The organism is Shimia sp. W99 (assembly GCF_053851455.3).
Map to the genome: position 1 here is coordinate 75,044 of NZ_JBSQBU020000003.1, position 25,856 is coordinate 100,899.

Sequence of the window (25,856 nt, forward strand, 5' to 3'; positions counted from 1 at the left end):
GCGAGACAAGAAATCCAATGAAATCAATGGTAATACTTTGCCGTTAAATCTGATATTTTGCCTTTGATCTTGAGATTTTTGCCCTTAAACCCGAGACAGAGTTCGCAGCGGGGGCGCAACTGGCGACCATGGAAAGGGCAGGGGAGCAGGACGAGACCGTCGGAGCTGAGACCGCGCGCAGAGCTGCGGTCCTGCGTCCACTCGTTCAAGCATATCTTGCTGGCTCAGGCGGTTTGGAAAGCCGCATTCGCGATGCGGTTTGGGAACTCGGCGTCAGCAGGGCGACCGTCTGGCGTTGGATACGGCGCCTTGTTGCCGCGGGCGGGCGAACCAGCGCGCTGGTGCCGCGAAAGCGCGGTCGGCGGCCGGGCACAAGGGTGATTTCCAGTGAGGTCGAGGCACTCATCGAAGAGCATCTCCGCCGCTATTACCTGCGCCGGGAGCGCCCCAGCCTGTCGCGGGTGGTGACGGAGATCCGTATTGCCTGTGGGCAGTGCGGATGGCAGGCGCCGGCGCGGCGAACTATCCAGCGTCGTCTTGATGCGATGGATGAACGTGAAGTCATGAAGGCGCGAGAGGGTGCGAGAGCGGCGCGCCGAAGGTTCGGGTCTGTGCCGGGCAAGAACCGGGCTGACCTTCCGCTCGATGTCGTGCAGATTGACCATACGCCTGCGGACATCATCCTTGTCGATAGTTTCGAGCGCAAGCCCATCGGTCGACCTTGGGTAACACTTGCGATCGACATCGCCACGCGAATGGTGACCGGATACTCCGTCAGCTTTGAGGCTCCCTCTCGCCTTTCGGTCGCGCTTTGCCTCACGCGGGCGGTTGCACCGAAGGCAGAATTGCTGGCCGATCTGGACAGCAATGCACCATGGCCCGCACAAGGCAAACCGCGCAGCGTTCAAGTCGACAACGGCCGCGATTTCCGATCCCGGGCGTTTCAGGCGGCCTGCACGGAATGGGGGATCGATCTCGTGTACAGACCGCCGGGGCGCCCGCATTTCGGCGGTCACATCGAGCGGCTGATCGGGACCATGATGGGGGCAGTGCACCTGTTGCCAGGAACGACGCAGTCCTCCGTTGCTGCGAAAGGCAGCTATGACGCCGAAGCCAAGGCCACGATGACATTGAACGAATTCGACAGCTGGTTCGCCCTGGAAATCTGCCGTTACAACAACAGTGTTCATTCGAGCCTTGGCTGGGTAGTGTCGCAAAGTTGACGTGATGTTGAGTTTGTTCAACCTCTGGGCACAGCTATCCAGCAAGCAATGCAAATTGCTGGAAACCCGATAAGCTAGGATTTTCGAACTGTTGTTTGCGGATCATGTTTGCGACTTCTATTCCTTCCAGCGTAGCTGCTGCTCCTGAAAAAGAACTGAAGCCACCCATGTTTCGAACCCGCCTTTTGATGAAACGGTGATCCTGTTCGATGAGGTTGTTGAGATACTTAGATTGAAGCGTGTGGACCGAAACAGGGCATCCAAATCGCTTGAAGGTTTTGTTTATCTCACGGATCCCTGCTTTGTTTGTTCCGCTTTTGTCGATCACAATCTTTTCAGGAATGCCATTGGACGCCAGCGCATTGGCAAAGAATTTCTTCGCCGCAGCGGTGTTGCGTCGCTCTGATAACATAAAATCAAGGGTGTTCCCGTATTTGTCTACTGCACGATACAGATATTTCCAAACACCCTTCACTCGCACATAAGTCTCATCCATGCGCCATGATCGGTTTGTTTTTCGTTTGGCTGCATGAGCTTTTAGTGCGATCAGCGGGGAATACTTGATTACCCATCGGTTAAGCGTTGCATGGTCAACAACCACTCCTCGCTCTGCCAGGATTTCCTCCAAATCGCGGTAGGACACACCGTACCGCAAATAGAAATACATCGCGTGAAGGATGACATCTTTTGGATACTGGGCGCCCTTAAACGAAATCATCGCCAAACCTAACCTGATGAAACTTGAAGGACACTTCTTAACGGTTTTCGCAAAACTTTGCGACACTACCGTTCATCTTCGGCATCCACGGAAGGACTCGCCGGGCTTGCATGGGGTAGGCTTTGAGAATGGCACCCCAAAGGGCAGCCCTCATCAGCTGAGGGTCGGAAGCTACCCAAGTCGGCAAGCGTGTATCTTGAACCGGTTAGCGCGTGCATGTGCTTTACAAGTTCAACGGCCGCTCGAACGTCATCCGCTTCCGGGCAAAAGGTTAATTTTTCCGCAATTGCCTCGGCTCTTCTCAATAGCTCGGTTGATTTCATATCATTCCTCTTTCTCTGAATCTGGATGCTGATTGTTGGTGATCGGCACCTCACAGAGAAAATAGTGGGCGTTCATGCTTCGATCAAGCTATTGAAAATAAACTATAAAATAAGACGAGATGACCGATCTGGGGTTCGCGAAAATCTGTCCCTGCAGTTAGCGCACCATGCGTTAACTGCAGGGAACTTTATTCTCGAATGCCCAAATACGGAGGAAATGATAGGTTTTATAGTTAACAAGGTGACGTTACGTAAACTTTTGTTTTTTCGATAAGATAGGGCTGACGTTAGGCGGTTTAGGTAAGGATACTCGTGCCTTGGCAGCCTTACGGACACTTTCGAAATTGAAATCAAACAACCGGTTTGTGGTGGGCAAAGCACTTGAGGATTGATGCATCAAAAATTCTTTGGGTAATGGTTTCACGTGCTTTTGTGGAGCCCGAGGCGTGATTAGCATTGCTAAGGCCAAAAGGCCGTATTTGACCTTTTGATGCGAATTTTCGCCAGAAGAGGTCATGAGCTGCCTATTATTTTCGGCAGCGCTAAAGATATGAAAGCGCGAAAATAATATTTACGTCGAAAAGAATACTCAGAATTACCTGCGAAACTCGTGACCGGTATTCGCGTAGCGAAAAAGAACTTAATCTAAGTTATTGACAATAAAGGATAAACAATCTAGGGTTGATTGAGGAGCCAATCTTGGAGGAAACAGATGTCTCAAATTTTGAAGAAAAGCTGGCACGAAATTCACGGCCTGGCGGTCGTTATTCACGTTCTGCTGGTCGTTGGAGAAGTCCTGCACAAAACACACGTCATCTAATGGTAATGAAATGAAACACACTTGTTTGGTTGGCCCCCAAAAACGGCCACAAAGTTGGGCCTCTGAGGATCAAATAGTTTAGACCCGCCTAAGTTTGGCGGGTCTTTTCATTTTCTGGGGAACTCAATTCTCGTCATTGGCAGCTTCTTCACCCAGAAGGTCGAATATCGTAGTCTGCTCCGGCTCGACGTATGGCTCCTGATCAGAGTGAGGACGTAGATGAGCAATGCCCTCTGCCTTTGCCAGGTATTCCTGAAGGTCAACAGCAATGTGTTCTGCTGAAATGAATTCATTCATAATTTTCTCTTACTTCTCTTTGGAGCGCAATTGCTCCGCTCGAAAGATAAACATTCGTAGTTAAACTGAGTTTAAAGATTTGATGGTTTGGAAACTGGTAGCGTTTTTGCGGCTTTAGCCGCGGCGTGATAGAGCCGCTGGATTTCATGATCAAGCTCTTCCGAAGAAGCGGCGCGCTCTACCAAGGCGTTCAAATCAGCAAGGCTCTCTGGCGTAGGCAATGGCAGAGAATTTAGCTCGAATGCCGATACAGAGACAGATCCGCTAATGCAGCGAAAGAGGGTATCAGCTGTAGAACTGTTCAGAAACTCCACCAAGGCCTCCAACGTGACTTCTGGTCGCTCCGCAGTTGGTTCCAATATCTGGACATGGTTTTCGACGGCTACGGCGCCAAACTTATCGATCAGGTAAGAGGGTAGGGGAGTTGCAACAAGGCGGCGGGATTGCTCCCTTGACGTCGTGCGCTGGAGCAGAACGCAAGGTTTAGATTGCAAGCAATGTCTCTGATCGGGGAGCAGCTTTATCCATGCCTTGTCCTTCCGAGCGTCAGGCGGCCAGGAGAACCCTCCACCATTCTGAATGCAAGCAGACCAGATCAATGGCACCGCATCTGGTCCCTGCGCATGTGAAATTTGAGGCTTGAAGCGATTCCAGACGACAGGACCAGTTTTGATCGCATATCCCCAATCTTTAAGACGGTTTGTGGCGTGCGATGCACTCCGAGCAATAGAGACCTGTGCCTCGGTTCTGGGTATTACCCAAGGGACCGCGAGGTCCTCGGGCAAATTGTACTCTCCGAGAAGCTTGGTTTTGACGGATGTATCGAAATCAAGTCCAAGGTGATTCACAGTTGTAGAGCGGGGCGATGCGGATTTCTGAAAGATTGAAAGCGCCAGCTCCTGTTGAATGCCTTCAAATATTCCGGAGCGCGTGTCAAATACGCCTAGCTTTTTAAGCGAGGCCTCTGATCGCAGAGTACCGCGGAGGCACTGAAAATACTGGCTCGAAAGAAAACTTGTCGGCGTAAGTGATGCTATCACGCCATCTGGTTTAGCCGACTGTAATGCTTGGTCAAAAAACAGCGTGTAGGCATTGGCGTGGCCAAAAAGAGACCGTTTGAACTTTTGTCTCTGGTCGGAATTTAATTTTGTCCGCCCGTACGGCGGGTTCATGATGACAAAGTCGAAATCGCCTTCAAAAGTTTGCTGAAGTGTATCTACTACCTGGACTATGCGCGGTAATTCGAGGTCGTGGTGTGTCGCTAAAGCGAGCAACCTGATGTCAACAGCAATCTGCGCAAGCCACGCCGCAAAAGGGTCTCGTTCAAGTGCGACTACATGTGACGGCAAATTTGTAAGTAGTGCTTTGTCACATTCAATCCCAGTTGCCAACAGCCTATTCAATGCGGCGATCAGCAGGACGCCGCCGCCGGCAGATGGCTCAAGAATGCGCGCGGATTCATGAATGGGTTTTACCTCGGTGGCACAGCGAACGATTTCCTGTGCAACCTGCGGCGGCGTAAAATGAAGGCCAGCGAGTTTTCGATCTTTCTGAGGCAGTAGTGAAGAGTAGATTTGACCGATTTCATACGCCACCCATAGCGGTGGTAAGATTGATGCTTTTTCAGCGAAGTCAGCAACGACGCTAGAAAAAATGCGGGGCAGGGGGGTGACCTCGAGCTCGTTAAAGAGAGGCCTGATATCTGCATTCGAAGAACTGAGGTTTGCTAGGGTCTGCCAAACAGCCTCCGCAGCTGAATAGGCCACCGAACGGGCTACCTGGGTATTGCTGATCGGGTAATGGCCAGCCGCCAATGCCAGTATCTTGCGCCGTGCCCTGGCGAGACGAGCATTGTCGCTCGGGTTTGGAGCGGCTTGAACGGCTCCTCTGCCAAAGTCGCTTGAGTCATATTGTTTCGTCATAAAATGCCTGCTTCTTATTCATTGCAGGCAGAGCATAGCCGACGATGTTTAAACCGGCATTTATGGCCGGCCCTTAGCAAAAGACAGCCGGTGTGCAGTGTACAGAGCTGATCACACCTTGTTCAAAGGCTCCCAGGTCATTCGATTTTCTGGAATAGCGGCTCTCATGATCAACAAAAAGTGCGGTTTCTTTGACTTCTTGCGCGGAATCCAGATCCCCGCGGCGTATCTTTGACCATCAAGGTGGACGAAACCCATAAAATCAGGTTCTGCCCGGCTCTGTTGGCCCGCATTCATTTCCAGTACGCCCAAAACCGTTCGATTTTCGATGTCTAGACGTAGCTCTGGGTGGGGCTCAGAATGCAGATTCATAAGAGCGCAGCAAATTTGTTGTTCATCACCAAAGTGCAAAACACCTTCGAAATAGATTTCTCCCTTTTTACTCTCGTCGTTGTCGCGAAAAAGCACACCTTTTCCTGTATCCATTTCCAACTCCCTAATCATTTCCGAAGAGGAAATTGGCAGGATGCTGCAAGAAACAAGCCCTACTTTGAGGCCGGCAAAAAAGGCCGTTTCATTAACCCGCCTTAAACGACCAGTGGAAGCGAACAGTGTTACCTGGTTTCAGCAATCAGGAGAAAAATTGAAATGCAGAAATTAACGAGAAAACAGGTGCTTGCTGAAGATCTGGTGGACCAGGTTAGGAGAGCCTCTGCTAACCCACGGAATAGCTTTTGTAGTCGCGGATGGTTTTCCGTCGAGCTGTCTTGGGAAAGAGAAAGAGATTTAGATGCCGGGCGAATTCACCTACATCTGATCGATGGCGAAGATCCAAATGAATCCGCTTTTCAGGTAAAGGTAAAAGGGCTCAATTTGCAAAGGACGCGAACCCTAGAAAGGGTTCTAGCGGCAGAAATTGAGAAGGCTTGGTTGAGCTGCGTGGTTCACAGTCGAACCGCCAACCAGGGTATGCCTCCGAACATATTTTCAGTGGTGTTTGGGTGAGTGCCGCTGTGCTTTCTAAGGTCATTGGACGTTTCAAATTGGAGTGAACGGCCCACAGCTGCCTTTGGCCAATGGGTGTCTATGCTGCGATGCAGCCCGTCAGAGGAGACATTCGCTGCGAGCGCGAAGACAAGAGCTAGTCGAACTCACGGTGAGCGGGACGCAGCCGCCGTTCGCTGCAGAGCGGCACTAGCGTGCTAGCTGAATGGCCGCTGTGCAGACAAGCGCAGCGGTCAAGGTCTTTGGGTTTAGTTTTCGCATTTCATTTCTCCCGGTGTCGATGCCTCGAGTTCGGTGGAGAGTTCGATCTGCGCTGTGCGGGATAGACCCTCCACCGAATTCGTGGCTCTTACTCAGCTGGTTTGTCGAACACAGATCCGGAGAGGTCGAATTCATCGACCGCCCCGTCGCCCCGAATGAAGATCCGGTGGTTGAACCGCACGAAGTTGAGTTCGCCAGACGGATCTTCGAGCAATTCACCGAGGGCGCCCTCGTTCGGGCCTTCTGTGATGATGAAATAGCCCTCGGCCGTGTTGGCCACGTTGGCAGGCGCGGGATCCGCACCGCTGGTCAATGCGGAGAACTGGACAAACACATATTTGTCGCCCTCTTTGCGGATCTCGATGTTTTGGGAATTCCCCTTGTAGACGCCGACGAAGGGATCGAGCACAGCCGGATCAACGCCCGCTGCGACCGGAGAGTCGGCCTCGATTCCCGTGAAAGCCTTGACCATTTTGTCCGCAATCTTGCTGTAGGCTTCGACTCCGCGATCGCTGTGGACCATGATCACCACGGCAAAGTCGTGTTCCGGGATCAGCTTCAGAAAAGACCGCGTGCCGGGCCAATTCCCCCCGTGGAAGGGGCTGGTGACGCCGTCGTAGTCGTGGACGAACCATGTCAGTCCGGTAAACTCGCCGACCGAGGCGTCGACTGCCGGAGCGTGGGCATAGTCCAGCGCGTCCATGGACAACAGCTGGTTCCCGGCGGCGTCCTTGCCGTCCAGCTGAAAGCGGGCGTATTTCAGCATGTCGGTAACCGTAGACCGGAGCGCGCCGGAGGCTGCGGACTCTCTGATCAACGGAATGTAGTACGGCTTGAGATCACTGATGCTGCCTTCGCCGTAGATCGGCGGATGGCCCCATGCATAATCTTTGGCCGGCGGGGTGGGGTCGTAGTTGAAGGATGTCGACTCCATGCCGAGCGGAGTCAACAGGTTCTCTTCGATCAGGTCCTCGATCGGCTTTCCGCCGACATGCGACACCACATGGGTCGCGAAGGTGATGGCGGTGTTGTTGTACATCCAGGTTTGACCGAACGGATAGATCTGCTCGACGTAAGCCGCCTGGAGCATGACCTTCTCGCTGATCGACCCACCCGGAGGAACAGGAAGGAACCCATGGTCGCCATACCAGCCAGCGTGATGGTGGAACAGGTCAACGACCCGCGCTTTCGACGTCGCGTCGGGATCCGCGACCCTCCACCATGGCAGGAGGTCGACGACACGCGCGTTCAAATCCAGTTTGCCCTCTTCGGACAGCTTCATGGCCGTTGTCGAAAGGAAGGTTTTTGTCACCGAGCCGATTTGGAATTGCGTATCAGTGGTAACAAGCTCTCCTGTGGTGACGTTCGTGACACCGAGTCCGGCGCCGTAGGCGTTGGGCCCATGAATGACCCCGACACCAAGCCCCGGGATTTTCAGTTCCTTGATCAGTTCAGAGGCTTCGGCGAGGACCGCATCAAAGGTCGCCTGACCCTCTTCCTGTGTCATGGCCTGCTGTGCGAGTGCCGGTGTGACGCACAGTAGCGACGAAACAAGCAGGGCAGGTAGCGGTTTCATTAGGTTCTTCACTGGGTTTTTCCTTTGCATTGAAGTCTTCGCCAGATTTCCCCTGGCGGGATAACGATGGCTCTTCCCGGAAGGTTCTGTCTTCGCAGTGCAGGATCGCACAGGCAGAGCGTGCACGGCGAAGTTTCCCCTTTTACTGCTTCGCCATCTGCCCGAGGTAGAAGTAGTCGAACAGCGACCGGGCGACCTCTGCAATTGCCCGATCCCTGTCCGCCTCGGATGTCTCGCTGCTCTTGGTGAACACGGCGATTGCGAACCGACGACCGTCGGGGAGCGTGATATAGCCGACGTCATTGGCCACGCCCCCGATGGTCCCGGTCTTGTGCGCCACGGGCGTTCCTCTCGGCAGCAGCCCCTTTAGCCGGCCAGCGCCGGTGCGCGTGCGTGACATGACATCAATCAGGAAGTCGCGGCTCTCGGCGCTCATCGCCGTGCCACTGTCGATGGCAAGCAGGAGTTGCAGCATCGCAAGCGGCGTTGCATGGTCGCGGGGATCCGCCTCGAAGTCCAGATTGCGGTCACTGACGATCGTTGCAAGCTCCGGGTTGGTCTTGAAGGCCTCTATGGCGACCTTCATCGTGGCCGGTCCCGGCAGGCCATAGAATTCGCCGATGATCTCGCCAGTCGTCCGATCGACCCTGAAATCGGTGATCCCGAGCCTGCGCAGGTTTTCGGTCACGGCCGCGGCGCCGCCAGCCAGCCCGATCAAGGTGTCGGTCGCCGTGTTGTCGCTCTCGGTGATCATGATCTCCATCAGGTTCGCCACCGAAAGCTGAAGGCCGGGATGCACAAATGTGTCGCTCAGCGCAGCGTCCCCGATCATCATCATGTCGGGTGTGATATCGACCATCTGGTCGAGGCTCAGTTCCCCCTTGTCCACGTGGTCCATAATCGCAGTGGCGATCGCTACCTTATAGGTGCTGGCCATGGCGAAGGTTTCATCGCCATTCAACGCGATAACCTCGTCGCCGCCGATTTCCTGCGCCGCAAAGCCGAGGCGCCCGGCAAGCCCCGTAGCGACCTGCTCGATCGCGGCCCCAACGGACTGGCCTTCTGTTGTCTGGCCGTATGCCGGGCCGAAGGTGGCAGCCGAAACAGTCATCAGAACGGCAATAAGTGTTTCTGTCAAAAGCGATTTTCTGGCTTTTGCGGTGTTTTCCTTCGACATTTCATGGCTCCAACGCTTTCCGAGATCGCCAGGGCCGCGTGGCCATCGCCCGGGTCTCATCGTTTACGGCTTGTTAATTAACATGCACGAGGCCCAAGCTGTTTGCGGCTCATGCCACCTGTGTCATAAACTTGTCCCGCAAGGTTAACATCAGGGCGTTGAGGGAACAGCAAGAATGAGCAAGAAATCTGGCCCAAGATTCACGCGCGGGATGTTGCTTTTGTCCCCGTTCGCAAGGGCCTTCACCGCGCGGGGCGGCGATATTGAAGCGCTCCTGGTCCGAAACGGTATTCCCGTCGACGCGCTGACCGACCCTGAGATGCTGGTTGACGCGTCCGCCTGTTATTCAGCCATGGAGGATATGGCGGAAACTCTAAGCGATCCGTATTTTGGCGCAAAGGTGGCAATCGAAACAGCGACGAAGGGAACGCCTGCATTCCGGGATTCGGCGACCCATGCTCTCAACTTGGGAGACTTTCTGTCCCGGCTGGTGGAGGAAGTCTCAAAGCAGGTTGATAACGTGCGGTACTCCGTTTCCATCACACCCGGTATTGTAACCTTCGACATTCACCGCACGGTCAAGGTTGCCAAGCCGTCAAAACAGTTGGATGCAGTCGGCGTCGCCCTCTATGTGACTTTGATTAAGAATGGGATCGGAGAAACCTTCGACCCCAAAGACATCCTGATCACTGCACCGACCACCCTGGGGCTTCCGCAGGGTTTTCTTCCGAAACAAGCGCTCATCACTTCCCAGATCGACGGTTTGCGGATTTCATTTCCGCCGCACTGGCTTTGGGCACCATTCTCGCTGGACTGGGACTTGGTGAAGGCGTCACGAGGGGAGTTTGCCACAGATGGCGCCAGCGAAGCGACCCTTTCCTATCTTCGCGGAATGCTGAGGGACAACATCGCTTATCAGGATCTGACACTGAACGATTTTGCCTCGATCTGCCGCATGCATCCACGCCGCATCCAGCGCATCCTGTGGGCACAGGGCACCTCCTACAGTCAGATGAAAGACGACGTGCGCAAGAGCATCACCGAAGACCTCTTGTCGAACACGACCCTGCCCATCGCGCAAATCGCTCTTGAGGTGGGGCTCTCCAGCTCGGCCGCCCTAGACCGGGCATTTCGGCGATGGACCGGCAAGACGCCGTCAGATTTCCGGGGTGATCTCCCCCGCTATCGGGCCTATCCGGGGTCAGTGACGGGGTCACGCTAGCAGAACTCGGATGCTGAAGGGTCCACCAGCGTGCCCGATCGCAGCGTGATATGGGAACGAACAAGTGTCTGCCTCGGAGCACTTCCGGTATGGGCTCGGTGCCGTCGTTCCATCACCGTTCGTCTAACAACCGCTTCCAACCGGCGAATGTCCGGGCATCGGGCCACGCCGCTGAAATCGTTGAAACATCTGCATTTCGGGAACGGCGGCTTTCGGGACGTGGTTCAAACTTGACCCTCTGCATCGCCGCAAGACCGCTTCGAGCCCATTGTGTTGAAAAACTCGAAAAATCCGCACTCTCGCTTTTCCGCCAAAACCCTTTGCATCGGAAAAGCTGGCACTGTTCGAACGGAGAGGGCATTTAGAGCTGCACACATCGCCAAAGCCCTGATTTGGCCGACCCCCTCGCCAAGATTTCCAACTGGCGCTCTATGGCGAAGTTTTTCACCGTTTTTTGGAGAAAACAGAGTTTTTCAACACAATCAGCCCAAAGGAGCCAGTCGACAAACGTTTATGTCCCTGCCGCGATCAGGTAGCGTTGGATTTAATGGATAACTCTGTCGAAGGATTCAATCGGACATGACCAATGGGCAAACAGGCCGCTGTCTTTGTGGGAACGTGGAGTACAACACAGGGGGTGAACCTTTGTGGGTTACCATTTGTTACTGTCGGTTCTGCCAGCGCGCCACAGGCTCTGATAAGATGATCGAGCCGATATTCGAACGCGAACCCTTCAGGTTTACTCATGGAAACCCGTCAATTTACACGCTTCCTTCAGATGGAAGCGGTAAAGACATAAATCTCCATTTCTGCTCCGAATGTGGGACAAAGTTGGCTTTGACTTTTGAGCGATGGCCGGACCGTCTGGGAATTTATGTTGGCACCCTTGACAGACCCACATCCATTTCGGTGACGCCAGAAAACAGCAAGCACATATTTCTGTCCGAAGCGCGGCCCGGAACCATTGTGCCGCCAGGCTTCCCTTTCTACGAACGGCATGCAGCCGAGAACGACGGTACACCCATCGAACCGAACGTGCGAAAAGAACCTTACGTGGTTGAGGGTTGATTCAGGGCACCTTCGGATTTCTTTGGGCTGCTCTGTCCGCACAGCGGTCACTCAAAAGCCATTCAGTCGCCGCACAGCAGCGAATGCATGTTTTGTCCGCAACTCGGTCATAGACCCCCTGAAATTCGCTGCGGTCGCGACGAATGTCTGCTTTTCTCGCTGCGCCGTAGATGATGGATTTGGTAAATTACATTGCTGCATCTGCGAGCATTGATGTGGGACCATGTCTGCTTCGGGCTCTTTGCCGACCTCGTAGGCAACGCAGCATCAAAGGTCATCAGGCTCTATGGGTGCTCGAGGACGGCCCACTGCGGACCTTCACCGGCATTTCAGGCCGCTGCAGTGCGGGCCGTCAGACCGGACTTTCGCTGCAGGTACGAATTATAGGGGAGGTGAAGGTCAAAAGTGCGGGACATTGCTGACCTTAGACCGCCCTCGTTCAAGTGATGCTTCCGGCTTTTTGCTGCCTTTGGTTAACCGAAACACAATCAATCGCGATTAGGGATGTTGTTGCTCAATGGCGCGACAACCCCGAGCAAGTAATTACATCGCTCGGGATGCCCCGTGCCGCGTGGACCTCGGCGAACATCTCGACCGGGCGAAAATATCGCTGCGCTAGTCGAGTTCACCGTAAGACGGAAAGTACCCGCGAAGAGATTCAGGGGGGTGCCGCATCGGTGTCGGCGAGCGACAAGCGCAGCTAGGGCAACACGGTTTGCGTGGCACGGCTTCACCCGCAATGGCGGTGGATAGGTCCTGCCTACTAACCAGCAGGCGGAATCAGCTTAGGCATCCATTCAAGCGCAAGTTCGCTGTTCATGGATAGCCGCAGCGGCTCCTTCGGGCTTGTGGACGTCAGAGCGCCAGCCTTTTCCAGTTCCTTCGTCACCATACGTGCGGCACGGTCGGACACTCCCAGCAGTTCTGGCACAAACCCGCGCTCGATAGTGCCTTCCAACGCGGCTATTCGCATAACGCGGTCAGAACCTTTACGGAGTGTCTTGTCGGCAACTTTGCGCTCCGCCCATTCAGTGATGCGCTGGCGGAGCTTAACGGGCTCGAACAGGTCGCTCATAAATTCGATCTGATCGAGGCAGACCTCTAGGAAGAATGTCGCAAAGTCGGCAAGGCGCGCCTCAGATAGATGCCCACGGCCATCGCGTTCGCCCCTTCGCTCCTCGTCAGCGGCTGCGAGCTTCCGTTTGTATGTTTCTGAGTCCCTTGCCAAACCGCGCGAGACAGACCACAATCCAGCGCTTCCAGCGGCGTTGAGCAACATGGCGTGCGACACCATCCGAGTTACCCTTCCGTTCAGATCGTCGAACGGGTGCAGCCACGCGAGGCGATGATGAGAGTAGGCTGACGACAGGATGCCCGTGACCTTTCCTGCCACGTTGTAGCGGCGGTGCATGTGATCCATGAACGCAGGCACGGCCTCTGGTGACGGTGGGGTGTGCGCGCCAACCATGACGTACCCCGTGCGTATCTCCCCCGGCACGATCTCTCGCTCCTCACCTGTCTCAGGATTGCGTGCAATCAATAGCTCAGGCGGCAGGCCGTTGCAGAACCGGCGATGTATTTCCAGAATGGCTTCTAGCGCCATGGGATGCAGACCTTCGAGGCCACCTTCATCAATCCACTGCTGCACTTTGATGTGGGCGACCGCTTCGAGCTGTAGGTCGCGCTTCTCAGGCTCAGCGTCGTAATTGCCAGCTAGCGCGCGCTCAGCGCTAATTGGGTGTGTGTCATGCCCCTCGATGAGGTTGCTATAGTAGCAGTTGGCTGCGCGCATTACGTCGGCAAAAACGGGTCGTAATTGCTCAGGCACCGACGCAGAGAGCGCAGCTGAGCGCGTTCCGACCTCGTGTGCCAGTTCGAGCAGCGGCTTGTATAGCGCCGAGTCCTCAGCAACCATCAGAGGCTCGCAGAGTGATACTGACTCGACTTCACTCATCTAGTGACTCCTATTAGTGCAGACAAAATTGCAGATGTTTTTTCAGTTTCTATTTCATGTTCTTTCCCACCATATACACCCAAATGTGCCAATAAACACAATCAAATGTGTGAAATACACTAAAAGTTTGTTCATCTTAAATTTCAGCTTGCATTTCAAGCTTGTGTTCAGCCTGTGTTGGCGAGCTCAACCGCACCGGAGAGCTCCCTCAGCGCGCGCTCAGGGCTGTTGTCGGGCGTATGATCGCCCCACTACCCGGAGCTCAAAGACGCTGCGCGGGTTGCTTGCGGCGATATGCGGGGGCTTTGAGGGTGGTGCGGCGCCAACCAGCAAGCGCACTCAGCCCCTGCTTGGGTCGAAGGTGAGCTCGATGCTCCTCCAAGCATCATAGTGCTCAGCCGGGAGGTCGTAACCGCCCTTCTGGCACCTAAGGACCGCGCGCCGGGCAGCTTGGTATGTTGTCTCGGTGGCGCGTTCATCTCCGCCAGATGCAGAGATCAGCGTGATCGGACTCGACACCTTGCCGTCTCGATCAAGTTCAAAGCCAACGGTCACGGTAGTTTTGGAGCTCCGCCCGCCGACATCGGTGACCCAACACGCCCGGATTTGCTGCATGAATCCACTGACATCAAACGCCGCCTCTTCCGTCGCTTCACCTAGGGCGGCATCGAGGCGGGTATCGGTCTGGCGCTGGAATTTAAGCTCTGCCTCAAGCGCAATCTTTGCCGCCAAAGTGGCCGCCAGATTCAACCTGAGCTCCTCATTCTCCTGCCATAGCTCCCGAAGCTCATCGCTTTCAGGGGCCAGCGCCTCAAGATCACCCTCTAACCTAACAACCTCAGACAGAGAGAGGGCGAGCCTCTTTGTGAGCTCCACATTCTTCTCAGTGAGGCTCTCAATTTCCGCCTTCTCGGCGCTTTTCACGTTTGCGAAGATTAGCTCCGCAATGATTTTCGTGCTGCTACTCGCATCGATACATTCAGCATCGCCGAACTCGAACTCGCCAGCAAAGTATAGGCGCCACCCATCACCGAATTCGGAGATAAAAACGACGCCACCATCTGTGTCAATGTTGCCCCGGAATCCGGTGGCGGTCTCTACAAGATCGATGACGCCATCGCTCTCACTGTTCAAAAGTACCAACCCATCACCCCGAGGGGCAACAGCGAAGAATGCGATCTCTTCATCAGGCACTTGGCAGATAAACCCCCTGAGGGTGCCGACAAACTCATTTGCGTGTGCGGTGGGTGCTATAAGCATGCTGGCCATCGCCAATAGTGATCTCAGCTTGCGCATGGTCTTGGTGTTCCGGTTGGGCTTCGATGTGGCTGGCGGCATGCTCGCAGATGTTGCAGAGGTCAGCAACCAGAGCAATCAATGACTGTATGCGGGATGCGCACCGCAACAAAGAGTTTTTCAGCACCATAGGCTCCGAGCCGACCTGCGGCGGTGCAGAGAATATCTCGCTTTCAAGCGAATATGGGTGTCGGCTTTCAGCGTTGCGGTTTGTCAGGTTCGCGCCTGCGGCGAATTCACACTTTCCGCCCAAGGCGAAATTCAGCCATGCTCGTATTGAGCAACCGATTGGGCTACTCCTCTCCAACACCCTCTGAGAAAAACACCACTGATATTCGCTGAGCAATTTCGGGCTGATGATTTCGGGAAAGCTCGTTCGCTTCGTCAATCACCTTGGTCATTAGCTCATGAACTTCCAAGGATCGATGAGCGTCGCTCTCAAGTTTTTCGAGTATAGCTTTGAGCGCGATATAGCCCTTGGGGAGATCCTCGTAGGCAAAACTGTCACGGACTTCATGCTTCGTCTGCTCCCAGAACGGGTCGAGTAGGCGGCTCCACGCTTCACAGATCATTTCAATGGCTGGGAGAGATAAGTGCCCAAACATTTCCTGATCATCGACAGGCACCTTGCTTTTGCGGCCAATAAACTGCGCGCACGCTTTGAGAAGGCTCTCCACCCGCGCAGGACGCAAATCCCATTCCGAAAGCTTGCCGATTTGGGTGGAAATGGTTTCCAGAGCTGCCGACAGTTCGTCCATCGTCACATGCTCTTGTTCCAGCCCAAGGTTTTTGGTCCGAGCGTAAGAGCTCTCCAAAAGCTGGGCGCATGCAAGCTGATCTCGGACCAGCGTTATTCCTGCGGTTGAGTTTTGCAGCAGAAGCAAGCGGGGAGGGAAGAAACTATTCGGCTTGTCAGTTCCCTTAAGGTGTAGACCCGTAAAGCTATCTTTTGCGGAAAGAAGCGCCAGTTCCGCCCCCCAAGTGCCTTGAAGCTTGGCTTTTTGGATAAGGCTGTACCGTTTCGGGGAGATGTTTTCTTTTGTCCGAGAGAGGACATCATGGAAGTTGTTTTTTCGCAAACGCCTCGGTGACCTAAGGTAGTCTACAACGCTCTCCAGGATCACCTCGGGGTCCTCTGAGCCTTCCTCTTGAACTGCATCAATCAGGTTTTCACCGGCAAGGGTCCGGTAGTTTTCAATCCGCTTGGCTATCTTTTCATCAGATGCAAATTGCCCGACTGGTATATCTACAAGGTGATAATTCACGACGCCAAATAGACTGTCGATCCTGTCAATCCGGCCTAGTCCCTGAATGAGCTCCTTCAAGTTGGAAGTGACCCCAAGCAATACAAGGGTATCGGATGATTGAAGGTTTATGCCCTCGGCCATTTTGTAGGTCAGAAACACTGAGGCGGGGCCCTTGGGTGCGTGCTTTCCTCCAGGTCGAAAGAAGGATTCAACTGACTTGCCTTGTTTGATGCGCTCAAAACTGTCTGGGCCATCTCCGAAGATTGCCTTCACGGCTCGCTCGTCGCCTTTTGTTTGATTGCCGACGACAAAGTTGGTGTGGTTTCCCATTCTGGAAAGTGCTTCTGCGAAGATTTCCAGTGTATCGGTACGTTCAGCAAGGAACACAACTCTATCTTTTGATTTCTGGATTTTTAGACAGGCTTGGTACCGTTTTTGATCGAGTTCCCGGAAAACGCTCAGTCCAAGTTTTTGGTTTAGTGCGTCACACTTCCTGGTCGGTGCGGGGGCTTCAATTCCAAGAATTGCAAACATGTCTGACTGTTTTGCACTGGATACGCTTTTCTTGCGAGACTTACCTCCTCGCTCGAAGTCTCGGAGCAGTTTACCTATCGCGCCATGCGCCATTTCCCAATGAGCTTGAGCCGAGTTCACGCGAAGGATGTTCAGCAAGTTTCGGATTTGAAGCTGGTCTTGTGTGCTTTGCTGAGTGCTGATCTGGCCAAAGCGACTTTTCTCTACAGCCGTAATTCTGCCGCCAGGAGCAAGTTGTTTGCAGAGAGAAACGACTTCTTCCAATCGTTCTCTTTGAGGCTTGGTCACTTTGAGAGACTTAGAGCGACCATGGTTGGCGAGCATTGGGTAGCTGTGTTTCTGGCGATTTTCATTCTCTCCAATGCAGCGACGTTGCCTGCGCGTCAAAAAGGGGGAAACCAGTTGAGAGAGCTCTGTGCGTGCCTGACGCGAAAGTGTTGAATTCGGCTCGGACAATACCGAGAGTGATGCGTCTGGGTCGAAGATGTTCGCCGGTGCCTGGGTTTCTCGTTCAAACAGCTCACCCATCGATTGGATGAAGGATGGCGTCATAAAGATTGACGCCCGCTTCTCTTGCATGTGCGTCAGCCAATCCACGTCACGATTGCCAAGGAGCGTCGCTGAGAGGCAAACGTTCCAGCTTGGCGGAGCCAGCTCAATTGCTGATGCCATTTTTGACGCTTGTTCGAATCCTGGCGTCACGGTGTGACTCTCGTCAATGAGGAGGACCCCGTATTCCTCCAGTCTCAATCCTGTTCGTTTGCTGTCTCCTGCTCCTCGCAAATGACGTCTTGCAAGCTTACTGTTCGGTTCGGCGGTTAAAGAATTCGTCGAGTGCTTTTTCCAGCTGGAAATTACTTTTGGTGGGGCAATTACAACCGCGTTCTTGCGCGCCACTCCATGAACAGGAGATCGGGGAATAACCCTGGAGAAGGTCTCCGATAGTGCCTCAGCGAGGTGGCACCCGATTTCTGTCTTTCCCGACCCGGTTGGAGCCTCGACGAAGGCGATGCCGTGATCGTAAACGATGGAACACGCCTCGTAGGTTAATTCTTGCTGATATCCGAAGAGCGTGTGCGTTGTGATTTCCTTGCGATCTCCAGTTAACCAGGGATCAAAGCCCTTTTGCTCTGAAATCATACGCGCCATTGCATCTTCGGCCGTGACGGGCTTGATGAGCTTATCGAGAATCTCCAGGGCTTCTTCATTCCAATCGACGGAAGCGTCCCAAACTTGCTCGGCAGCTTTGGTGCGCTCCACTTGGAGCTCGTGTGAGCCAGTATCTAATCCGTCGGCGTATTCGATGTTGCGGTAAAGGCCTGATCTGGAAAAGTTGGCGGACCCAGCCACGGCTCCCTCAGGCGAGCTGATGATTTTGGAGTGCAAGCGCCGATCCCCGGAAACCCCCCACATGCTTTTGGCAAGTTCCGGGTCGAATACGCGAAGGTCAATTTTCCCAGACTGAATGGCATGCTTGGCAAGTACAGCAAGAAGATCATGATCTTCTTCGACGTGAAGACCTGAGCGCTCCAGCCAGTAGAGCTTCATTTCTTCGGTGACAGGTTGGGGATTTGTCAAACGCTTTGCGTTCCCGGTGTCCACTCCAAAGGATATCCGGATGCGTATCTCGTCTTCGTCTTGAGGATCCCGAAGTTGTGGCAGTTCCTTCATCAAGATCGAAAGAGAGGAAAGGAAATCCTGATATCCGGTGACAATCAGGCAATCCCCGGACGCGATGTGTGGGCGATAAAGATTGATTACTGGTCGGTCTATGTTGGTTCCGACCTTTGTAGTTACCTGGTCATCGGCCCCATCTCCCGACTTTCGATCCGTCTCGTCGAGCCGTGTTGGTTTTGAACGAAGCCATTCTGGAAGTGAAAACAATTAGGTAACTCTGATCTGAAAGACGTGTTCCAATAGTGGTGTTTTGCGCCATTGCCTTCAAGTCATCAAAATGGAGGGGGCGCTCAATGGCAAAGACGGGCGGAACCTTGGCAATCGACCAACAGCAAAACCAACGCCTTTCCGGCCCTTAGCAGACCTTGAGCGTGCTAGTCGATTGCTGCGATCGCAATCCGCATTACTGACGTTCGCTGCGGCTATGGTGTAAGTTGAAATTTAGCCCATTGAGAGATTGTAAATGTACCGCCGAATCATTACTTAAAGTTGAATAGCTCAATATTAAGGGGTTTCGATGAATAGGCTTTCGGACATTGGATACGGGTACAACATAGCGATTGAGAAACTGGCAGAGGAGCTGGCAGTACCACAAGATCGCTTTGATCAGGCTGAAAGTCGCTACAAGGACCTTGGTGAATTCCTACACCGCGCCGAGTCCAAGGTGCGTGAGTTCGATCCAGACGTTTATGTTCAAGGTTCCTTTGCCTTGGGGACCCCAATTAAGCCCGCCTCTTCAGACGAGGACTATGATCTGGACATCGTCGTTGCATTCCGGTCCTTGAACAAAATGTCGATCACGCAAGCTGATCTGCGTGGGCTTCTGAAGGATGAGCTCAAAGCGTATCGAAAAGCTCGCGGTATCAGTAACGAGGTGGGAGAATCCCGCAGATGCTGCACATTGGTTTATGCCGACGGAGCGCAGTTTCACATGGACGTGCTGCCCGCTGTGCCGAACGAAGCAAATATGCGTTTGCTTTTGTCTTCATACATGGCAGACGAAGCCCTGGCTGAAGGCGCAATTGCCATCACCGATTCCGACGAGACAGCCACATACAATGTCATCACAAACGACTGGCCTCGAAGCAACCCACGTGGCTTTGCTTCCTGGTTCAAATCGAGACAGATCGAACAACTGAATGAAAGGCGGCGTGCGTTCTTGGATGCGCAAGGTAAAGTGACCGCCAATGTGGAGGATGTGCCTGTTTTCCGGGTCCGGACGCCTCTCCAGTCTTCGATTATGATCCTCAAGCGGCATAGAGACGAATGGTTCGCTGACAGGGATCCGGATTTGAAGGTGATAAGCATCATCTTAACGACGCTGTCCAGCCACGCGTACTCCGGTGAAAACAGAGTATCCGATGCAATAGCGAAGATTCTTCGCGACATGCATCTCGCTATAGAGCAGCGAGGTAGCATATCTTGGATCCCGAACCCGACCGACCCTTCTGAAAACTTCGCTGATCGCTGGGAAACGTATCCAGAGCGACGGACGGCTTTCTTCAAATGGTTAGAAGCAGCTCGGCAAGAGTTCGGTGCGGTGCAAAAGTTCTCTGATGCAGGCATCGTCTTGAATGAGCTTGCGCGTAGCCTTGGGAACCCATTGACGGAAGCAACCCGTTCAAGAATCGCGTCGTCAGCTGGATCGCGCGCGGCAACAGCCGCACCAGCTGTCGTGGGCGGTGCCTCTGCTCCTGGCCTTGTGTTTGGTGAAGAAGAACGCAGACCAACGGAGCCTAAGGGCTTTGGTTGATGAGCCTCGCCCAGAATGAAGAGCGGCTCGTTCGAGAGTGTGAAGAGCTTTCAGCACTAGAAGGGCTTTCAGATTGGCTCCAGGATGGTAGTTTTGGCCAAGACAGCAACGGCCTAGTCTGTTGGTCATTTACTCTGTTGACAAAGGACAGGCGCGTTCCTTTGCGCATGGTCTTCCCGGTACTTTTTCCAGATTTGCCACCTTTTGTGGTTCCGGCAGATGACACCATTAGGCTTTCCCAGCACCAATATGGAGCGGGTGGCGAGCTTTGCCTCCAATACAGATCCGACAATTGGCATCCGGATTGTAAGAGTACAGATGTGGTTCGAAGTGCCAGAGCGCTCATCGAGGCCACGCCGGCCGACGACGCCGTGTCTGATGTTGAGAGTGCTCATCCAACCGATCTGCCGACGGTGCTTGCAGCATATCCATTGCGGTTCATGCTCCCACCAAAGACCGCATACCTATTAAGGGGTCGGTTGGCTGGGCGCGCAACCGAACTTCGCCTGACCGTAGAGCACAGGTTGGGAACAATGGAAACGCAGGTAGCACGCATCGCCTCCATTGGTCATGACCAGGGATTGCGTGTTCCAGCCGATGGCCCAGGGATTGGAGGCAAGTGGGTTCGAGGGGTCCTTTACCGCTTGCCAGGCATTCAGAAGATTCCCGATCTCTCTGCGCATGACGTCGAGGAGCAACTCTTTCTTCTTTTGCCTCGTTGGTTGCGAGCATGGATCAACAAACATGAGAGTATGCTGGTCGTTCTTTCGAACGGCAGACAAGAGGTTTTGTTCCGTGTTTGGTATGCGGATAACGATAGGAAGATTGACCTTTTTCTCACGTTCGCTCCGCCCAAGGCAAAGGAACGGAGGGTTCATGGACAGACATTCAGAAAATCCAGTGTTTGTATTATTGGAGCAGGGTCTCTCGGTTCAAAGGTTGCGGCAAGCCTAGCGCGCGAAGGTGTTGGGCAATTCATGTTGCTCGATAACGATGTTCTTTGGACAGACAACTTGGTTCGAAATGAATTGGACGAGCTGGATGTTGGGCATCACAAGGCAATGTCGCTCCAGCACAGGCTGCTTCGCATTAACCCAAATGTCCTAGTCTCCGCGCTCGGAATGAGCCTGACATCACAATCAACTGTTCAGAACATTGCGAAGCTTGGCGAGATCGTCAGTTCTTGTGATCTTGTTATCGACACAACGGCTGATAGCGGCGTGTTTCGTATGGCAGCAGCAATCTGTACGCAGAAGAGAAAGCCACTGGTTTGGGCGCGCGTCTACGCCGGTGGAATTGGTGGGCTGGTTGCACGCAGCGTTCCTAACGAAGACCCGGCCCCTATGATTGCCGCTTCTCAGCTACAGGCTTGGTGTGATGCCAAAGGCGAAGCGCCGCGGGAAGGACAACAGCGCAATTATGGCGTTCAAGAGGAGGGCCAACAACAGCCACTATTCGCTTCCGATGGCGACGTGGGAGCGATCGGAAGTAGGTTAGTTCGCCATGCGCTGGATGTGCTTTCGCTTCCAGAAATGAGGATCCATCCCGAGCCTGCATATTACGTCGGCCTTCGGAAAGGATGGATTTTTGAGCATCCGTTCGACACACACCCCGTTGTCTACAGCTCAAATGCTGGTTGGGGCGACGAAGACGCTGCCGACAATGGTCTCTCTTCAGAGAAGGTCTTGAAGCAGCTGGGGGTCAAGCATGCCCCTTAGTCTTACAATTCCCCCTGCACAATGGAATGCGATGCGAGGGTGCCTGGAAATAGGTGGTCTCCGAGAGATCGGCGGTTGGCTGGTTGCAGAACAGCTTGCGCCCGGGAAGTTTGAACTGGTCGGTTTCACAGTCGACCTGGATGCTGGAACGCGCAATCGCTTTGCCAGTCTTCCTGCCAAACATGGCGCTCAACTTGATGGTATTTTGGCTGCGAATGTGGAAAGAAGTGGACGAGTGGATTATTTGGGAGAATGGCATTCGCATCCGACTTTCCCGCCAGTACCCAGCGACATCGACATAGCCGCAATGACGAAGATGGTCGAGGAAAGCGGTCCATCGTTTGCCGCGTTGCTCATTGTTCGTCTGTTAGGTGCGGCAGTGCTCCAGGCAACAATCACGACTTTCCAACGTGGTCTACCGCCTGAACAGGGTCAGTTGATTACTGACCACGATCGCCAAACATCGGTGCTTCCTGGGATGGATGTACCCAATAAGAAACGGAGGCAAAGTTAATGTCGAACAGAGGGAAGTCACTGCGCGAAGTTACAAAGCTGCTGGTTTGGGGCAGAGCAGCAGGACGGTGCCAATTCAAAAACTGCCAAAAGGCTCTCGACCACGACCTTATTGCGGGAAAGCCGGAGTTCAATTCAGCTTATCTCGCACACATCGTTGCGTCGTCACCAAACGGCAAGAGAGGACACCCAACTAGGTCCCACCAGCTCTCTGATGAAGCATCAAACATCATGCTCATGTGCGATGCCCATCATCGAATTATTGACGGGGATCAGACTTGGCAGGACTTCCCGGAAGCGCTGTTGCTGAAATGGCAAAGGGAGCATGAGGAGTGGGTCGATCTGGCTTTGTCCTCGGGTCCAGACAGCCGTTCCCATATCTTGCAATTCTCCGCTCCGATTGGTCCCAACGAAACGGCTGTACCATTTGACGACTGTGTTTCGGCGATCATGCCGGATCGAACACCTGCGGAAAGGAGAGCAATTGAGATAAAGGTGCGCGGCATGCACTTCCAAGACAGCGAAGAGTCTTACTGGAGCGTGCAACCTGAAACACTACGGCACGGCGTCTCGCAGAATGTGAGGGGCAGGTTTGAGAGCGGTGATATCCGTCATCTTTCGATTTTTGGCCTCGCCCCGATACCGCTCCTGATGGAACTTGGTCGTCTTGTCTCCGACATTTCGGATGTTGATGTATACGAACGTCATCGTGAACCTGCACAATGGAAATGGCCTGAAGACGGGCCCGAGGTGAGTTTCTCACGCACCAAAGGTCGGGAGGGGACGAAGAAGGTGGCGCTTAAGCTCTCGGTGACATCGCACATAGCAGATGATCGCGTTACAGATGTGATTGGTGACGATGTATCGATCTGGGACATTTCCAGTGATCCACAAGCTCATGGCGTGATCCGTCACAAGAGCGATCTAAGCCGATACAGATCCATCGTCCGAGCGACACTTGATGAGATCAAGAACGCTCACGGGATGGGTGTCACATTATCTGTATTTCCCGCTGTCCCTGTTTCGTGTGCAGTCGAATTTGGCAGGGTTTGGCAGCCCAAAGTACACCCTGAAATTGAAATTTTTGATCAAGTTCGAGGGAAAGGCTTCGCACCCAGATTGTCATTCGACCCACCCTCTTAGTCGCTCAAACGACATAGAACACTACAGCCATTTCTGAACATCCTACGCACCACTTTCCGCGATCAACGGGTTGCAGCGTTTACCGCTCGCGTTGATGTATTGAACGTCTGCTTTTTTCGGAAACAAGTGCGATGCTCACGGTTGCAGCGAACAAACGGTTTCCGCCCACGTCGTAGAGCATGCCAAACCTGCCTGCCCAGTTTTCCACGCGATTAGAAATGCCACCAGAATAGCTTTTCCAATCTCCGGTGCCCAAAATGGCGCTTTTGTTTACGAGCCCTTAACTCACTGAGCTTCACGGCCGGCTATCTTGTCAGGATAGAAAGGAATTTTCTGCATGGGAGAACTGAAAGGGAAGGAGCGCTTGGGGTGGGATATTGTTCGGCAGATCGAGAACCTCGGGCAGGTGCGCCAGAAACAGATTATGGACTTGGACTGGTTTGGAATTGAGGTTTCCTGGCCTGATGATGAAGCTCTGTTTGCCGGCGATCTGGACGTGGCGATTTGGGGTGAGCGATATTTGTATCAGCGTGAACGCAAAATTCTGATTTCACCTTTGAGATTACGGCTCGAAGACGAAGACTTGGTTGAAGAAATTGCGGATCATATCGAGGAGGCCTGGGATCGGGCAGTTGGCCTTCGCGCATTCGATCTGGGTATCGACAAGTGATCGTCCTGCAATTCTGTAGGCCCGCGATTGTGGCTTGCGAGATATCTCCAATTTTCTGCGTGACGGCACATAGCAAGATGTGTCGCTAGCAAAATTGGAGATCTTAGATTTGAAGAAAAAACAGCAAAACAGCAAAAAGCAAGTTGGCATACGGTTGAGCCGAGAAGCCTTTCAACAGTTGGAATTTGACGCCCAGGAGCGCGGAATTTCACCAACCTCCCACGCAAGACGGATCATATGCGACTACTTCGGACTAGATGATTTTGCTTCGGTTCGAACTCCTCGGCGAAGTCCAAACCGGCCCGATGTGACTGCCCAAATGCGGGACATTGCAAGCGCGCTGAACACCTTAATGTCAGTCCAAATGAACCTGAGGAACCTTATCGCATACTACAAACAAGGCAGGGCAAGTGCTGGATTGGAACCAGAGGCCTTTTTTGTGCAGACCGCTCTCGACCGTTTGCAACGCGATCTTTCCGCTATCAAACGAGCCGTTCTGGAGGCCGCAAGATGATCATCAAGTCATCACGAGTATTGGCACATCACGGCTCGAAGATTGCGCATTACTTCGGCGATCAGGGAGGCAACGAGTTGGTGTCTTGGGCACTCGGAGACGCCGCGGATGTTGAGCTGATGAGCTTGATCGCGCGCTTCTCCGGAAAACTTTTTGGCGCGAGGCATATCGTGATCGCGCCGGAGAGCGACATTCCGTTTTCAGATGTGCATCAGGTGGTCGGAGAAATTTTTGAAGAATACGAGGTCTCAAACCTTTCCAGAAATCAGGCCTGCCTGGTGATGCATCAAAAAAAGCAGAGCGGGGCAGGGGACAGCATTAGGCATTACCACCTGGCGATCCCTGAACTCGACATGGGCACTGGACGTGTGATGTGTTCGCGCTTCTCGAAAATGCGCGACGAAAAACTCGCACGCATTCTCGAACTCAAACTCGGCCACCGCCCAATCGTCGGACGCCATAATCGAGTTGTTTTGGAAGCCATCGAAAAGGAGCATCCTGACTTGGATACAAAGCCCTTCATCGACGCGCTCAAATCTGCGGCACTGGACCAAGGTCTTTCTGACGACCAATGGCGAGACGTCAAAGCCAAGGCCTCGCCGTGGAAACGCCAAGCTTACTCAGCTCACTGCGACCCAAATCAACTGCCCATTCCCGCTTTTGGAATCTGAGGGTCGGCCTCCTGCTGGAGTGGCGCATTCCGCGCTGGAACAGACAGGGCGCTGGCTTCATCAGGCTGAAGAATGTGCTTCATGTCTGCGCCTGAAAGCTCCCTTTGTTCGATCAAGTTTTTGGCGAGTGTTTCAACAATAGTGCGCTGTTCAAGAACGATGGAATTTGCGGTATCAAGAGCAGCTTGCAACCGCTTCTCGACACGGTCTGAAAGCTTCTTGTCAGCCATGAGCTCGGTCAGGTTTTCTGAACAAATTGGTCGCCATGACAGGCCTGAGTCACCAAGCCCGTAACTCACTTCAATTTTTAGTGCCAGTTCGGTTGCCATCGCGAGGTCACTTCCGTCTGGGCCGCCCGATCCTGCTGACGCTGATCCAAGAAAGACCTCTTCGCTCGCTCGGCCAGCCAGGCAAGTCGCCAGTTCAGATTCCAGGGTGTCCAGGCACGGCAGTGAAGCCGACGCAGCAAAGTCAACTTTTCCACCTTTCGCGCCGACGCGAGCTCGCGTGGGTACACCCTTTCCAGTCATGTATCCCACGACCGCGTGCCCAGC

Annotated in this window: 21 protein-coding genes and 1 pseudogene; 12 read left to right on the plus strand and 10 right to left on the minus strand. The window is 53.7% G+C overall.

What is annotated here, in order from left to right; genetic code table 11:
* Positions 1 to 128 precede the first annotated feature (128 nt).
* A complete protein-coding gene (locus ACS3QZ_RS20005) occupies positions 129 to 1,223 on the plus strand; it encodes a TnsB C-terminal domain-containing protein (protein ID WP_456039480.1) in 1,095 nt (364 codons plus the stop codon).
* A 34-nt stretch (positions 1,224 to 1,257) separates the two neighbouring features.
* Here ACS3QZ_RS20005 and ACS3QZ_RS20010 read toward each other — a convergent pair whose 3' ends face one another.
* The 4 genes from ACS3QZ_RS20010 to ACS3QZ_RS20025 all read right to left on the minus strand — a co-directional run bounded on the left by ACS3QZ_RS20010 (position 1,258) and on the right by ACS3QZ_RS20025 (position 5,789).
* Positions 1,258 to 1,941: an IS6 family transposase gene (locus ACS3QZ_RS20010; protein ID WP_456039507.1), complete on the minus strand. Its 684-nt coding sequence runs from the start codon at positions 1,939 to 1,941 to the stop codon at positions 1,258 to 1,260.
* 1,266 nt (positions 1,942 to 3,207) lie between these two features.
* Positions 3,208 to 3,381 carry a hypothetical protein gene (locus ACS3QZ_RS20015; protein WP_456039481.1) on the minus strand — a complete coding sequence of 58 codons (174 nt, stop codon included), beginning with the start codon at positions 3,379 to 3,381 and terminating at the stop codon, positions 3,208 to 3,210.
* Between the two features lie 71 nt (positions 3,382 to 3,452).
* Positions 3,453 to 5,303 carry an HsdM family class I SAM-dependent methyltransferase gene (locus ACS3QZ_RS20020; protein WP_456039482.1) on the minus strand — a complete coding sequence of 617 codons (1,851 nt, stop codon included), beginning with the start codon at positions 5,301 to 5,303 and terminating at the stop codon, positions 3,453 to 3,455.
* 111 nt (positions 5,304 to 5,414) lie between these two features.
* The gene (locus ACS3QZ_RS20025; protein ID WP_456039483.1) at positions 5,415 to 5,789 is read right to left on the minus strand and encodes a hypothetical protein; all 375 of its coding nucleotides are present in this window, start codon (positions 5,787 to 5,789) and stop codon (positions 5,415 to 5,417) included.
* 162 nt (positions 5,790 to 5,951) lie between these two features.
* On the opposite strand from ACS3QZ_RS20025, the gene ACS3QZ_RS20030 reads away from it, so the two are divergent.
* Complete coding sequence (locus tag ACS3QZ_RS20030) at positions 5,952 to 6,308, plus strand: hypothetical protein (RefSeq protein ID WP_456039484.1); 357 nt, start codon at positions 5,952 to 5,954, stop codon at positions 6,306 to 6,308.
* 349 nt (positions 6,309 to 6,657) lie between these two features.
* On the opposite strand, the gene ACS3QZ_RS20035 is transcribed toward ACS3QZ_RS20030, so the two are convergent.
* Positions 6,658 to 8,145: a serine hydrolase domain-containing protein gene (locus tag ACS3QZ_RS20035; protein WP_456039485.1), complete on the minus strand. Its 1,488-nt coding sequence runs from the start codon at positions 8,143 to 8,145 to the stop codon at positions 6,658 to 6,660.
* 142 nt (positions 8,146 to 8,287) lie between these two features.
* Entirely contained in the window at positions 8,288 to 9,322 is a 1,035-nt protein-coding gene (bla, locus tag ACS3QZ_RS20040) for a class A beta-lactamase (RefSeq protein WP_456039486.1), read from the minus strand.
* Positions 9,323 to 9,497: 175 nt separating this feature from the next.
* Between bla and ACS3QZ_RS20045 the strand changes: the two genes are divergently transcribed.
* Positions 9,498 to 10,544: a helix-turn-helix domain-containing protein gene (locus ACS3QZ_RS20045; protein ID WP_456039487.1), complete on the plus strand. Its 1,047-nt coding sequence runs from the start codon at positions 9,498 to 9,500 to the stop codon at positions 10,542 to 10,544.
* A 579-nt stretch (positions 10,545 to 11,123) separates the two neighbouring features.
* Positions 11,124 to 11,612, plus strand: a complete 489-nt coding sequence (locus ACS3QZ_RS20050; protein ID WP_456039488.1) for a GFA family protein — start codon at positions 11,124 to 11,126, stop codon at positions 11,610 to 11,612.
* Between the two features lie 763 nt (positions 11,613 to 12,375).
* Here ACS3QZ_RS20050 and ACS3QZ_RS20055 read toward each other — a convergent pair.
* Both ACS3QZ_RS20055 and tolA read right to left on the minus strand, forming a co-directional pair.
* The gene (locus tag ACS3QZ_RS20055) at positions 12,376 to 13,566 is read right to left on the minus strand and encodes a Fic family protein (protein WP_456039489.1); all 1,191 of its coding nucleotides are present in this window, start codon (positions 13,564 to 13,566) and stop codon (positions 12,376 to 12,378) included.
* 339 nt (positions 13,567 to 13,905) lie between these two features.
* The gene (gene tolA / locus ACS3QZ_RS20060) at positions 13,906 to 14,826 is read right to left on the minus strand and encodes a cell envelope integrity protein TolA (RefSeq protein WP_456039490.1); all 921 of its coding nucleotides are present in this window, start codon (positions 14,824 to 14,826) and stop codon (positions 13,906 to 13,908) included.
* Here tolA and ACS3QZ_RS20065 point away from each other — a divergent pair.
* Entirely contained in the window at positions 14,825 to 14,947 is a 123-nt protein-coding gene (locus tag ACS3QZ_RS20065; RefSeq protein ID WP_456039491.1) for a hypothetical protein, read from the plus strand. The genes tolA and ACS3QZ_RS20065 overlap by 2 nt on opposite strands.
* A 208-nt stretch (positions 14,948 to 15,155) precedes the next feature.
* Here ACS3QZ_RS20065 and ACS3QZ_RS20070 read toward each other — a convergent pair whose 3' ends face one another.
* The gene (locus ACS3QZ_RS20070) at positions 15,156 to 18,527 is read right to left on the minus strand and encodes a DEAD/DEAH box helicase family protein (protein WP_456039492.1); all 3,372 of its coding nucleotides are present in this window, start codon (positions 18,525 to 18,527) and stop codon (positions 15,156 to 15,158) included.
* A gap of 310 nt (positions 18,528 to 18,837) precedes the next feature.
* Between ACS3QZ_RS20070 and ACS3QZ_RS20075 the strand changes: the two genes are divergently transcribed.
* The 7 genes from ACS3QZ_RS20075 (at position 18,838) to ACS3QZ_RS20105 (ending at position 25,302) form a co-directional block, all read left to right on the plus strand.
* Complete coding sequence (locus tag ACS3QZ_RS20075) at positions 18,838 to 20,073, plus strand: nucleotidyltransferase domain-containing protein (RefSeq protein ID WP_456039493.1); 1,236 nt, start codon at positions 18,838 to 18,840, stop codon at positions 20,071 to 20,073.
* The gene (locus tag ACS3QZ_RS20080; RefSeq protein ID WP_456039494.1) at positions 20,073 to 21,791 is read left to right on the plus strand and encodes a ThiF family adenylyltransferase; all 1,719 of its coding nucleotides are present in this window, start codon (positions 20,073 to 20,075) and stop codon (positions 21,789 to 21,791) included. The genes ACS3QZ_RS20075 and ACS3QZ_RS20080 overlap by 1 nt, the downstream gene beginning before the upstream one ends.
* Positions 21,781 to 22,305, plus strand: coding sequence for a Mov34/MPN/PAD-1 family protein (locus tag ACS3QZ_RS20085; protein WP_456039495.1), 525 nt, complete (start codon positions 21,781 to 21,783; stop codon positions 22,303 to 22,305). Before ACS3QZ_RS20080 ends, ACS3QZ_RS20085 begins: the two co-directional genes overlap by 11 nt.
* Entirely contained in the window at positions 22,305 to 23,447 is a 1,143-nt protein-coding gene (locus tag ACS3QZ_RS20090; protein WP_456039496.1) for an SAVED domain-containing protein, read from the plus strand. The genes ACS3QZ_RS20085 and ACS3QZ_RS20090 overlap by 1 nt, the downstream gene beginning before the upstream one ends.
* 337 nt (positions 23,448 to 23,784) lie before the next feature.
* A complete protein-coding gene (locus ACS3QZ_RS20095) occupies positions 23,785 to 24,117 on the plus strand; it encodes a hypothetical protein (protein ID WP_456039497.1) in 333 nt (110 codons plus the stop codon).
* A 109-nt stretch (positions 24,118 to 24,226) separates the two neighbouring features.
* Positions 24,227 to 24,631 (plus strand): hypothetical protein, encoded by a 405-nt coding sequence (locus tag ACS3QZ_RS20100; RefSeq protein WP_456039498.1) that lies wholly within the window; start codon positions 24,227 to 24,229, stop codon positions 24,629 to 24,631.
* On the plus strand, positions 24,628 to 25,302 hold the full coding sequence (locus tag ACS3QZ_RS20105) for a hypothetical protein (protein WP_456039499.1): 675 nt from the start codon (positions 24,628 to 24,630) through the stop codon (positions 25,300 to 25,302). The genes ACS3QZ_RS20100 and ACS3QZ_RS20105 overlap by 4 nt, the downstream gene beginning before the upstream one ends.
* On the opposite strand, the pseudogene ACS3QZ_RS20110 reads toward ACS3QZ_RS20105, so the two are convergent.
* Positions 25,272 to 25,856, minus strand: a pseudogene (locus ACS3QZ_RS20110) (M41 family metallopeptidase); the annotation flags it as partial. The gene ACS3QZ_RS20105 and the pseudogene ACS3QZ_RS20110 overlap by 31 nt on opposite strands.